Consider the following 11,947-nt stretch of genomic DNA (forward strand, 5'->3'; position numbering starts at 1 on the left):
GCCTAGGCGCTAGGAATACCAGGTCGAACCGACCTAGCAGTCAGGAAGCAGATTCTTCCGTCGCAGCTTCTTCAGGCGCGCCGGACTCAGGGGTTTCGCCCGATTGCCCGGACTGGCCCGACTGTGCGCCGAGCTGCCCACCGTTTGCGATCAGCTCAAGGTCATCGTCAGACAGGGGCAGGCACTGGGCAGGAGCTGTAAGAGCATCGGTGGACTTGAGGATTTGCTGGATTTCATCAGCGCTCAATGCGCCGTCATAGAACGTGCCCAGCAGAACGGTGACAGATTTGTCGGTTGCGTCGGTCAGGACGACCTTCGAGTTCGGGAAGAATCGCGCGACCGTGTATGCGTCAACAACGCCAGCGATGCCGGTATCAATTTCAACAGTTCCAGCGTATTCGGTGGAGTAGTTACCCGGTTCAGCGGGGGCGAAGCCTGCTGCGGTCAACATTTCTGTTGCGTCAGAGGCGATGCCTTGACGCGACGTGGTGTTCAGAACTTGAACTTTCACCGATGCGGGGTCAACCGGGAGTGCTTTTTCCGGTGGGCACGGTACTTTACCGCTGGTGGCGAACTTTTCTGCTTTCGAGAAGGAGTTGCCAAAGGGAGCTGAAACAATTCCCGTCAGAATCAGCGCACTGAGCAATGCAAGAACAAGCATGATGACGATCGTCACAGCGAACGTCATGTTTTGGCGACGCTGGCGTTCTTGAAGGAAGCGCTGACGAGGGCTAAGTGCGGGATGCGGTTGACTCACGTCTTTAACCTACTCGAAAAGTGGCCGATTCGGCAGGTTCGCAACACAACTATGGTCTGTCGTACGTTCGCTTTTGAAAGTCGAAGTGCATTTTTGCCCAGAAAGAGTAGCGTGTTAGGGAAAGCTAACTGTGTGAAAGGACCACGATGGGTTTCCTCTCTGATGACCTGCTTGCTCGTATTCACGAGCGCGCTACCGTTCACGATCAAGAGAACACGTTCCCGACAGACGATCTGGCTGACCTGCGCGAAGCTGGTTACCTGGCCGCTTTTGTTCCGAAGGAATACGGTGGCGCAGGCCTGAGCCTCGTTGAAATTGCAACGGAGCAGACGCGACTTGCGAAGGCAGCTCCGGGCACGGCGCTTGGCATCAATATGCACCAGATCATCGTGGGCCTCGGCCGTCACCTAGTGCGCAACGGAAACGATCGCGGCGAACTGATCCTGCGCGACGCGGTTGCCGGTGAGCTTTTCGGGTTCGGCATTTCCGAGCCGGGTAACGACTTGGTTCTTTTCGGTTCGATCACGAAGGCGACGCCGGATGGCAAGGGTGGCTACTCGTTCGAAGGCACGAAGGTCTTCACGTCTCTTGCTCCCGTGTGGACACGCCTGCTGACCTTCGGTCGCGATGATTCGGGCGAGGACGGCCCGCACTCGGTGTTCGGCATCATGCACCGCGAAGATGGCGGTTTCACGATCAAGGATGATTGGGACACGCTCGGCATGCGCGCGACCCAGTCGAATACGACGATCCTCGAGGGCGCTCACGTGCCCGCCGATCGTATTCTGACTCGTTGCGAGCCCGGCCCGTCAAAGGATCCGGTTGTTTTCGGCATCTTCTCGAACTTCGAAATTCTGCTGGGCGCCACCTACCAGGGCGTGGGCGAGCGTGCGGTTGAGGTCGCTGCCGAGCACGTGAAGACTCGCAAGTCGGTGAAGAACCAGACGGTGTACTCGAACGATCCGGATATTCGTTGGCGTATCGCCGAGGCCGCGCTGGCAATGAACGCGGTTGGCCCGCAGATCCGCGAGCTTGCTCGCGACATTGATGCCGGTGTTGACCGTGGTCCGATCTGGATGCCACAGTTGTCGGCGGCAAAGAATGCTTCCGCCGAGGCCACTCTTCGCGCAGTTGAGCAGGCAATTCGCGCGTGCGGTGGCTCGTCCTACTACAACCGTCACGAGCTGTCTCGCCTCTACCGCGATGCTCTCGCTGGTCTCTTCCAGCCGTCGGATCAAGAATCGTTGCACGGCGCGTGGGCGAACGTGGTCCTTGGCCCGATTGAAAAGTAAGGCTCACCTCGACGCAAGCGGGAAGGCTACGGGATCACCCAGTCGGCGCAGATAGTCCAGTTCGTAGTTTTCCCCAATTGACGAGGCCGGCGCCCCTCACACCACGACAGTGTGTGAGGGGCGCCGGTGCGTTTCAGGGGCGCGAGCCTATGAGGCGCTCGCATGTTCCCTTACTCGCGTGTTCCCTAGTTGTGGCGTTCAGACGTGGAGCTCATTGGTTCCAGATGAACTGGGACGGCAAGATTTCACCCTTGGTATCGAACATCCAGCCTTCGCGAGCAACAGCGAAGGAATTGCCGGAAATCGTGTTCCAACAGGAGATACCGTCTTGAGTTGAGATGCAGGCGACATTTCCGTTCTTCACGTACGAGCCGTACGCGAGGGAGCTGATGTATTTGCCGTTCATCGGCGGGTCAATGTTGGAGCAGGAATAATTCGTGTTCTTGGAGTCGACGGTGAAGAGTGCGCCTCGGTTGTCACCACACACCTCATACCCGGCCGCGCCAGTCCAGTGGGTTTCATTGATCTGGCAGGAAACCATGTCTCCGCCAAGAGTGCAGATGATATTACCGGACGGAGCTGAGAACGTATCAGCAACCATGGCGCTTGACGGCGCCGGATACTTTTCTTTTACCTCTGGCTTCGCCGACTGCGGTTGCGCGGGAGTTTGCGCCTGCGTATGTGTCTGAGCCGACTGCGTCATTGAATCAGCGGACGTGTCGCTCGACGAACCTGAATCAAACCAACCGGCGAATGCTCCAACAGCGCCAATAGCAAGAACGATCGCGATCACCGCTAGGACGGCCAGAATGATCACCAGTGTTTTGTTCGTGGAGTTCTTTGCAGGCTGCATCGACACGCCCTGAACGGGGTATTGTCCCTGGTAGTTCATGGGCTGTTGGTATCCCTGTTGCGGGATTGTACCTGCGGGCATGTAGCCAACGGGCATCTGCCCCTGGCTGGGCATGGTGACTTGGTCAACCGTGGTTTCTGGCTCTTCTTCGACCTGAGTAGACTCAAGGGTAACGTCCTGCGCCGGCTCTTGTACCTGAGTGTCCGGCTGTTCAATCGCATCAACGAACGTTGGGGTTGAGGCATCGGCCGACTGAGCCGTAGGTGCGCTAGCTGGCACAGCCCCCGCATCGAATGCACGACGCTGTGCGACTGCAGCGACAACCTCTGGATTGCCAAGTGACTCCATCCAGTCAAGCAGGCCAGCGTAGGCATTCGGGTGGGCTGCGATTGCCGTATGCAAGTCTGGACGCACCGCAGCAATCAGACGAAGATCATCTGCGCTGGTGTTGGGGTCCGCGACAGCGAGTACCGCATCGGGAGCATTTTCAGACGTAGCCATGGCATTCCTTCATATCTTTGGCACACGAGTTGTCTTGCGACCATTGAGCTTGTGCTATTCACTCTAGCGTTCACCATGGGCAAATCGCGGTGTTCGCGCGCGTGAAACGATCTGCATTCACCTCATGCCCGCTCTATGAAGGTACGTCACCGACAGCTAGGGCATTCAAGCAAGCCGGCGCGTGAAGGTTTCAAAGCCGAGCGCCTCGCACGCATCTGCGAGCGCCAGTACTTGCTCATCCCATCCCGCTTGTTCGGCGATGAAGGCATCGGGGGTTCCTTGGGCACGAGCCTGCTGGAGCGCGAACGAGGCTACCCCGCGCTCTTTGAGCGCGAGAGCGACATCCAGTCCATCCCCCGGCCCTCCGGGGTAGACGGTCAGTCGGACCTCGTAATCAATTCCGGCAACGACAGGCGTAATGTGCGCGCGGGTCCCGGCCTCGTCCCCCATGACTCGGCTGGCGTGCGCACCGCGGTGCGCTTCATCGGCGTAGTCGAGCAGGATGTCGAGGGCTTCCCACGCTTTTTCTCCGCTGCCGGGGCGGGCGACGACGGATGGGTAGTTCTCAGGGAGTGCCTTGATGTCCAGGCCGACCCAGTCGACGAGCCCTTCTTCGAGGAGGGTGCGAAGGCGCGCGGGATAAGCACCCGCGGTGTGCAGTCCGACGGCAAATCCGAGGTCTCGAACACGTCTCATTGCGGGGATGAGCGCCAACTGACGTGTCGCTTCCCCGCCAGAGAAGACGACGCCGTCAAGTAGGTCGTGCCGTCGCGCGAGTAGGCGTTCCAAAGCATCCCACGCGACGACGCCCGGGATTCTCGGGTCGAGGATCGCACAATTCTGACAGTACGCGCACTCCCACGGGCACCCCTGGCAGAAGACGGACGCGACGAACTTTCCCGGCCAGTCCACCGTCGACATGGGGACAAGTCCCGCGATTTGCAGGTCGTCGGGGGTAAATTCACGAGGCCCGGAAGCGAGCGTCAGACCGATTTGACCAGTGTTCACCGCTCGCCAACCGGCGGGAACGCAGACACCAATTCGCCGTGGTGGGAAGCGGCATCCTCGCTGAACATTGTGCGCTCAGCGTATTCGCCTTTCTTGCCGATATTGAAGGACTGGACGGGGCGGAAGTAGCCCATGACGCGGGTCCAGACCTCGCACTGCTGGGGCTCGCGATCCGGGTGGGCGGCGGCGCACTTTTCGCACGTCTCATGCTCGCCAGCCAAGTAGCCGTGAACAGGGCAAATGGAGAAGGTCGGCGTGATCGTGATGTACGGGACCTTGAACGCGGTCAGGGAACGGCGAACCAATTCCTTGCACGCTGCGCCGGACGAAATGCGCTCACCCATGTACAGGTGCAGAACCGTGCCACCCGTGTACTTCGACTGCAGGACTTCCTGATCCTCCAAAGCCTGGAAGGGGTCGTCCGTGTAGGAAACGGGAAGCTGGGACGAGTTCGTGTAGTACGGCTCGGTCGCGGTTCCCGCCTGCAGGATGCCCGGGTAGCGCTTGCCATCTTCCTTCGCGAAACGGTAGGTCGTACCTTCAGCCGGCGTCGCTTCGAGGTTGTAGAGGTGGCCTGTGGCTTCCTGAAGCTCCACCATGCGATCGCGAATATGGTCGAGGATGCGGACGCACATGTCGAAGCCGCGTTCATCGGTCAGATCGTAATCATCGTGACTGAAGTTTCGGACCATCTCGTTCATGCCGTTCACACCGACCGTTGAGAAGTGGTTGTCCAGGCTTCCCAGGTAGCGACGAGAGTACGGGAACAGACCGCGATCCATGTGGAACTGGATCGTTTCACGCTTCAATTCAAGGGACTGTGAGGCAAGGTCAATGAGGTGATCAAGTTCAGCGATGAGGGCTGCTTCGTCATCGGCGAAACGGTAACCGAGACGCGCCATGTTGATCGTCACCACGCCGATTGAACCCGTCAATTCTGCCGAGCCAAACAGACCGTTGCCGCGCTTGAGCAGTTCGCGCAGGTCAAGCTGCAGGCGGCAGCACATCGAGCGGATCATGTGCGGGTCAAGGTCGGAGTTGATGAAGTTCTGGAAGTAGGGCAGGCCGTACTTCGCTGTCATTTCGAACAGGCGATCCGTGTTCGGCGTATCCCAATCGAAATCCGGGGTGATGTTGTAGGTCGGGATCGGGAAGGTGAAGACGCGACCGTCGGCGTCACCACCGGTCATGACCTCGATGAAGGCCTGGTTGATGAGGTCCATTTCATGCTGGAGCTCGCCGTAGGTGAAATCGCAGACCTCGTCGGCGATCAGCGGGTATTCCTCTGCCAGGTCATCCGGGCACGTCCAGTCGAAGGTGAGGTTCGTGAACGGGCACTGGCTACCCCAGCGCGACGGAACGTTGAGGTTGTAGATCAGTTCTTGCATGCACTGGACGATCTCGTCGTACTCCATGTTGTCCAGGCGGACGAAGGGCGCCATGTAGGTGTCGAACGAGGAGAACGCTTGGGCGCCGGCCCATTCATTCTGCAGGGTGCCAAGGAAGTTCACAATCTGACCACATGCGGAAGAGAAGTGTGCGGGTGGTCCGGAAGCAATCGCGCCACCCACACCGTTGAACCCTTCCTGGATCAGGCGTTTCAGCGACCAGCCTGCGCAGTAGCCGGCGAACATGTCGAGGTCGTGGATATGGTAGTCACCCCGGCGGTGCGCTTCGCCAATTTCACGGGTGTAGACCTGTTCGAGCCAGTAGTTCGCAATGATCTTGCCGGCTGAATTCAGGATCAGGCCACCGAGCGAGTATCCCTGGTTCGCGTTTGCGTTGACTCGCCAGTCAGAACGGTCGAGGTATTCGTCGACAGTTCCCAGCGCATCAACGTCATAGCGCAATTGGGTGCTGGTGTTTTCCGCGAGCGGGGATAGTGTGGATGGCGAGGCTTTTTCAGGGGCGTTCATTGGTTGACCTTTGGCGATTCTTCGTTGAGGAAAAGCTCTGACCAGTGGAAACGGTGCGTTCCCAACGGTCAGACACGAACGCAAACACTACATCTAGTGCTTGCGCGAAACGCTCACCACTATATGTAGTTGCTCAAGTGAAATCGAGTCTCTTTGACGCAACACGCCCTAGTATCTTTCGATCACGACACACACCAACGCAAAAACGGGACCAACGTCCCGATCGTCGTTTTGAAGGCGGGCGAGTGTCGACTCTAGGCACGCGCCGGATAACACAAATTAGCGTTCGTTCCCACTGAGTGAATCGACCTCATCAATGACCCAGCCGGAAATCACAACAACCCACAGTGTGCCCGCAATAGCCAGAATGCGCGCGCGACTGGGAGATTCTTCAAGGAACTCGGCGAAGCCGTATCCGGACGGTCCCGGGTTTGCGACCGCTGACACGTCTACGCCCGCAAGCGCCACAACTGTCAAGATCGAGGCAACGATAAAGCCAATCACCAAGGCCATTGCGACGTACGTGCGCATCCCGCCGATATGTCGTGTGCGGTGTTCAATCGGCGCCAATGCCAGCGCCCAGGCGCCACAAATCAGGAACGCGACAACGACGTCCGCGATCCGGTGCCACGCTGAGATCATCACCGATATCCCCATCAGGGCAGTCCACACCCAGCCAACCCACGCTGAAGGCGCGCGAAGCCACGGTGGCGCAACCATGACCAGAGCAAGCGCGATCGCCATGGCAACTGTTGTATGCCCAGATGGTAGGGAGTTTGCAACGACTGTTGTCACGCCGAGGTTTGGCCGATCCAGCAGGTATTTTGCGATCTGAGTTGTTGCGTTAGCCCCGATCACGACGAACATTGCTCGACCCGCCAATGTTGGGCGACGACGGATCACTGCCACAACAAACACGATTGCGCCGACGATGATCATCACGGGAACAGACGCAATGGATGTGATCAGATGCGTCAGGTTGCCTGCGCTGTCACTCCAGCGGATCGCGGCTTCCATGAACAGGGTGTCCAGAGCCTGCCCAGCGGGCGTCGTGACGGCGACATAGCTGATAACAACTGCGCTGATCACACATGCGATCGCCGAAACGATCCTTCGACGAAGCCGGCGCGCATACCAGTGGCCCGTTGACGTCCCGCGGGCAGGTGCCTGGCTAGTTGGGGACGAGGCCGCGCCTGCTTGCGTGCCTCGTGGTCGGTTGAGGCGCGATGGTTGAGGCTGGCGCGCTTGGGGAACGTTTGGGCGTTGCATACGCGTGTCACCTCTTCGTGCCTGTTGCCTTGAACTGTCCGCTTCATCTGGTGAAAGTGTCGAAGCAGGACTCTGGGACTGTCCGCACCATTTTCGTGGTCTATACAAGTAAACGGTACGCACATACCTTATCGATAACCCGCCCATATCCGCTGAACAGAGCGGGTCAGGCGTGAACAAGCGCGCTTGAACGCGCCGGCGTACGCATACTTCGATAGAGTAAACCAACTCTTTCGAACGTCGTTCGCCGAATCACGATCCGTGGTGGTGGACGGCCTCGTTCCTTCATCTTCAGGAGAATCTGGATGTCCACGACGACGCCCGTCAGCACCGAGCGGATTCGGCAGTTGCTTTCCGATCGCGATGTTTCGTTCGGGGAATACGGCGAGGCCGAACTCGCGATCCCGACGCGCAACGCCGTTTTCTTCTGGAATATGTCGAACCCGCAGGTATTACAGTTGCGTGCTCAGTGGCGAGGAATTGCCACCGACGACGCTCAGTTCACCGCACTGGTCAACGAGGTTTCGGCGTGCAACTCGTCGCGCATCCTGCCCAAGGCGTACCTTGCTCCGCTCGAAGACGCCGGGAAGTTCGGTCTGATTGCCGAGTGCAATGCGGTCGCGTCACAGGGGTTCACGAAGGCTCAGCTGGATGCGTTCTGGGAGTCGTCGATGTCGATGATCCTGACGTTTATTACCGACTTGGAAGCAGCACTTCCAGAATTCGTCACGTGGTCTGACGAGCTTGATATTCAGGAGGACAACTGATGAGTGCTCCCTTTGCCGTCCCGAACGATGATCAGACTCCCTACCCGATTACTTTCGACCGTCTGCTCAAGGCGTTCTCGGATAAGAACTTCCAGGTGGAGCAGGTCAGCGAAGGCCGTGTTGCCGGTGCCATGTTCGATACGACGCCATTCCTCATCATGCTGGATACGTCGAACCGTTTCATCACGATCCGCGCGATGTGGGCAGCCGACATTCCGCTTGCGTCGTCAACCCAGCAAGTTTTTGCCGCCGCAGATTCGTGGAACCGCGAAATGTACTTCCCGACCGTCTACTCAATGCCGGACGAAGATGGAAACCTGCAGGTGTGCGCTGATTTCAGCATCGACGCGATCGCCGGGATCTCGAACGACCAGCTGTCCGAAAACATTGACGCAGGCATTTCGACGGGTCTGAAGGCGATCGAATACATGAAGCAGGCAGCCGAGCAGACTCTCGGTTGGACTGACCCGCGCAAGTGAACGAGGTTCCCGCGTCGGGTATAGCCGGTCAATCCGATGGTGAAACACCTGCGCGCGCCGACGCCTCCTTCGCCCCAATTCCGTCCCCGAATGCCGGCGATCTTGCGCGTCTGCTGATGGATATCGGTGCGGGCGATGATCGTCTGATCGATATGCACGTCATCGAAGGGCGGGCCGAGCGCACCGCTGAGTGGCCCACCTGGGTTGCACTCGACGTTGTAGAAGCATGGAAAGCACGAGGTGCTCTCCGCCCGTGGTCTCATCAGGTTGAGGCGCTGGATGCCATTGCATCGGGCAATGATGTTGTCCTCGCGACGGGCACGGGGTCTGGTAAGTCTGCGCCAGCATGGACCCCGATCCTCTCTGACCTGGTGAACGCCGAAGACTCCGGGCGTATTTCGCAGATTCGTCGTCGCCCGACCTGCCTGTATATTTCGCCGACGAAGGCACTGGCCGCCGACCAGATGGCACACCTGTGTGCGTTACTGTCAGTTGCACCCTCTGGTTCTGCTCTGCGTCAGGTTCACGCGGTGACCGCAGACGGTGATACTCCGAGGGAAACAAAGGATTGGGCGCGAGCCAACGCCGACATTATTGCGACGAACCCGGACTATCTGCACTACGTGATGCTCCCCGGCCACGAACGCTGGACGCGATTCCTGGCTTCCTTGAAGTACATCGTCATTGACGAACTCCACCATTGGCGTGGCGTCGTCGGCGCTCACATTTCGCTGGTCATCCGCCGTCTGCTGCGCATCGCGCACCATCTGGGTGCTGATCCGATCATGATCATGCTGTCCGCGACAATCCGCGATCCCGAGGCCGTCGGCGAGGCTATGACCTCCCGCCCGTGCATCGGCGTGACCAACGACGGTTCGCCCGCTTCAGACCACCAGTTGTTCCTCTGGCAGGGGCGCCTCGTCCCCGATGAGGCCGAAATGGATATTAGTGCATTCTTGAAAGCGGTCGCAGGGGAAGAGACCGTTGTGGAAGCGCCGATGCGTCGCGTTTCTGCACAGACCGAGGCCGCGTCCCTGACTGCCGCAATGATCGAAAAAGGCGCGAATCTTCTGACATTTGTTCGTTCACGTGCGGGTGCTGAGTCGGTTGCGGCGCAGGTTCGCGATCAACTCTCATCCCATGGTTCGCCTCTGGCCGGGCGTGTTGCCGCGTACCGCGGTGGCTTCTTACCCGAGGAACGTCGCGCCTTGGAATCAGCGTTGCGAAGCGGACGATTGCGTGCGGTTGCCACCACATCTGCTCTGGAGCTGGGGCTCGATATCTCCGGTTTGAACGCGACGGTGACTGCAGGCTGGCCGGGGACTCGCGCGTCGCTCTGGCAGCAGATTGGTCGCGCCGGACGCGCAGGGGCAGGGGGCGTTTCTGTTCTGGTTGCGTCCGATAACCCGATGGATGAATACCTTGTTCACCACCCGGATCAGATTTTTGCCCCCGTAGAAGCAAACGTCATTGATGCCACCAACCCGTGGGTGTTGGCGCCTCATTTGTGTGCGGCGGCCTCGGAAATCCCACTGTCGCTTGAGCGCACTGATGGTGAAGATCTGGCGCTGTTTGGGGCCTCGTTCCCACGTCTTGCACGCCAGCTTGCCGACGAGGGCTACCTTCGCGAGCGACCAGCCGGCTGGTACTGGGACGCAACCCGTCAAGAGAGGGCCGCCGACCTGACTGACCTGCGAGGCGGGTCGGGAGACGTGCAAATTGTCGACGCGCGCACGGGCGCGGTGATCGGCACGATGGACGCTGGGTCCGCGGATGCGCACCTTTTTGCCGACGCGATTTACGTGCATCAGGGGCGGACGTACCACATCGTGGAGTATTCGCCGATGATGAGCGCCACGCCTGCTAAGGAAGCGCGAAGTGGCGGGGGCGTGCCACGGGAGCGGAGTGCGGGCGCGCTCGCACAGCCGGCCAGCGATTCTTTTGGGGGCCAACCCGACGCCGGCACCTCGTCCGCTCGGCCTCGACCTATCTCTTACATCGCGCCACCGACCCCTGAGGAGAAGCAACGGATTGCGCTCGCCGAAGAGGTCCGCACTCCCCTGCGCACGCGCGCCAAACAACGTGTGTCCGTGTCGATCACGTCGATTGACGACACGTGGACATCCGACGATGGGCTTGTGACCTGGTCGTTTGGCAGTGTGGATGTGTCGACGCGCGTGACCGACTACGACCTATTGCGCCTGCCGAGGCTTGAGTTCATTCGCAACATCGAGCTCCACCTGCCAACACATACTCTGCCAACGAAGGCGGTCTGGTACGAATTGTCGCCGGCCGCTCAGGTGCAGTTGCGCGGATTAGGAATCGGGAACGAGGATCTGTCTGGAACGTTGCACGCGGCCGAACATACGTCGATTGGGCTCCTGCCCCTTTTGGCTACGTGTGATCGCTGGGATTTGGGTGGCCTGTCAACCGCGGAACATGATGACACGGGTCTGCCGACTGTGTTTGTGCACGATGCGTTCCGTGGTGGAGCTGGGTATGCTTCCGCTGGATTTGAGAACGCAGGTGAGTGGATGCGGATGGTGCTTTCAACCCTGGAATCCTGCGACTGCGAGGACGGGTGCCCGAGGTGCGTTCAAAGTCCGAAGTGCGGGAATGGGAATGAGCCATTATCGAAGGCTGGCGCCATTGTTCTGACGCGGTTCCTTGCCGAGCGTGCGCCGGGAGCCTGAAGCTTTTCTTTGTGCAACTGGGCTCTTCGAGAGTGTGGCCTGATCCTGGCAATACGCCACGTGATGGTGGCGTAGATGCTTCAAAGGGCCAAACCTTGCGGCTTGGCCCTTTGAAGCATCCCATCAACACAGAAAAGAGTCTCCCGATAGCATCTCCTCAACAATTCCGTCAGCGGTGACGAACCCTTGTGGTTCGTTCGCCGTATTCCTTTGTGATGACTATTAATGTAGACACCCAACCTGAGAAGACCACCGAATCTCCCTATGAAAATGCTGTGGGTTGAAGGCTATGAATTGAAGGAGCAACCAAAACCATCGGGTTATACGACAAAATGTGTGGCATTTGGGGTCCTGGTTCGTTTAGTCCCAGGGGTTGGTGTATGGGCTGGTGTTGTGGTGGAGGTCTTGCCAG

9 protein-coding genes are annotated in these 11,947 nt (G+C 59.0%); 4 read left to right on the forward strand and 5 right to left on the reverse strand.

The genetic code is table 11. The features are described 5' to 3' along the window. Nucleotides 1-40: 40 nt before the first annotated feature. Complete coding sequence (locus tag HMPREF9241_RS01060; protein ID WP_006680420.1) at nucleotides 41-757, reverse strand: LytR C-terminal domain-containing protein; 717 nt, start codon at nucleotides 755-757, stop codon at nucleotides 41-43. A gap of 146 nt (nucleotides 758-903) precedes the next feature. Between HMPREF9241_RS01060 and HMPREF9241_RS01065 the strand changes: the two genes are divergently transcribed. Next, nucleotides 904-2,049 (forward strand): acyl-CoA dehydrogenase family protein, encoded by a 1,146-nt coding sequence (locus HMPREF9241_RS01065; protein ID WP_006680421.1) that lies wholly within the window; start codon nucleotides 904-906, stop codon nucleotides 2,047-2,049. 211 nt (nucleotides 2,050-2,260) lie between these two features. Here HMPREF9241_RS01065 and HMPREF9241_RS01070 read toward each other — a convergent pair whose 3' ends face one another. The 4 genes from HMPREF9241_RS01070 to HMPREF9241_RS01085 form a co-directional block, all read right to left on the reverse strand. After that, on the reverse strand, nucleotides 2,261-3,403 hold the full coding sequence (locus HMPREF9241_RS01070) for a variant leucine-rich repeat-containing protein (protein WP_006680422.1): 1,143 nt from the start codon (nucleotides 3,401-3,403) through the stop codon (nucleotides 2,261-2,263). Nucleotides 3,404-3,568: 165 nt separating this feature from the next. After that, nucleotides 3,569-4,411: an anaerobic ribonucleoside-triphosphate reductase activating protein gene (locus tag HMPREF9241_RS01075; protein WP_006680423.1), complete on the reverse strand. Its 843-nt coding sequence runs from the start codon at nucleotides 4,409-4,411 to the stop codon at nucleotides 3,569-3,571. Beyond that, on the reverse strand, nucleotides 4,408-6,327 hold the full coding sequence (locus HMPREF9241_RS01080; RefSeq protein WP_006680424.1) for a ribonucleoside triphosphate reductase: 1,920 nt from the start codon (nucleotides 6,325-6,327) through the stop codon (nucleotides 4,408-4,410). The genes HMPREF9241_RS01075 and HMPREF9241_RS01080 overlap by 4 nt, the downstream gene beginning before the upstream one ends. Nucleotides 6,328-6,606: 279 nt before the next feature. Continuing rightward, nucleotides 6,607-7,596, reverse strand: a complete 990-nt coding sequence (locus HMPREF9241_RS01085) for a phosphatase PAP2 family protein (RefSeq protein WP_006680425.1) — start codon at nucleotides 7,594-7,596, stop codon at nucleotides 6,607-6,609. A 305-nt stretch (nucleotides 7,597-7,901) separates the two neighbouring features. Between HMPREF9241_RS01085 and HMPREF9241_RS01090 the strand changes: the two genes are divergently transcribed. The 3 genes from HMPREF9241_RS01090 to HMPREF9241_RS01100 are packed head-to-tail and all read left to right on the forward strand — an operon-like array spanning nucleotide 7,902 to nucleotide 11,535. Further along, nucleotides 7,902-8,363 (forward strand): YbjN domain-containing protein, encoded by a 462-nt coding sequence (locus tag HMPREF9241_RS01090; RefSeq protein WP_006680426.1) that lies wholly within the window; start codon nucleotides 7,902-7,904, stop codon nucleotides 8,361-8,363. Continuing rightward, nucleotides 8,363-8,842: a YbjN domain-containing protein gene (locus HMPREF9241_RS01095; protein ID WP_006680427.1), complete on the forward strand. Its 480-nt coding sequence runs from the start codon at nucleotides 8,363-8,365 to the stop codon at nucleotides 8,840-8,842. The genes HMPREF9241_RS01090 and HMPREF9241_RS01095 overlap by 1 nt, the downstream gene beginning before the upstream one ends. Next, nucleotides 8,839-11,535 (forward strand): DEAD/DEAH box helicase, encoded by a 2,697-nt coding sequence (locus tag HMPREF9241_RS01100; RefSeq protein ID WP_006680428.1) that lies wholly within the window; start codon nucleotides 8,839-8,841, stop codon nucleotides 11,533-11,535. The genes HMPREF9241_RS01095 and HMPREF9241_RS01100 overlap by 4 nt, the downstream gene beginning before the upstream one ends. Nucleotides 11,536-11,947: the final 412 nt, after the last annotated feature.

The sequence above is a fragment of the Schaalia turicensis ACS-279-V-Col4 genome, assembly GCF_000296505.1.
Classification (GTDB): domain Bacteria; phylum Actinomycetota; class Actinomycetes; order Actinomycetales; family Actinomycetaceae; genus Pauljensenia; species Pauljensenia turicensis_A.

Excerpts from the sequence above, each read along its gene's own strand:
- HMPREF9241_RS01065 (WP_006680421.1), top strand. The coding sequence starts at position 904 with ATGGGTTTCCTCTCTGATGACCTGCTTGCTCGTATTCACGAGCGCGCT.
- HMPREF9241_RS01070 (WP_006680422.1), bottom strand. The coding sequence starts at position 3,403 with ATGGCTACGTCTGAAAATGCTCCCGATGCGGTACTCGCTGTCGCGGAC.
- HMPREF9241_RS01080 (WP_006680424.1), bottom strand. The coding sequence starts at position 6,327 with ATGAACGCCCCTGAAAAAGCCTCGCCATCCACACTATCCCCGCTCGCG.
- HMPREF9241_RS01085 (WP_006680425.1), bottom strand. The coding sequence starts at position 7,596 with ATGCAACGCCCAAACGTTCCCCAAGCGCGCCAGCCTCAACCATCGCGC.
- HMPREF9241_RS01090 (WP_006680426.1), top strand. The coding sequence starts at position 7,902 with ATGTCCACGACGACGCCCGTCAGCACCGAGCGGATTCGGCAGTTGCTT.
- HMPREF9241_RS01095 (WP_006680427.1), top strand. The coding sequence starts at position 8,363 with ATGAGTGCTCCCTTTGCCGTCCCGAACGATGATCAGACTCCCTACCCG.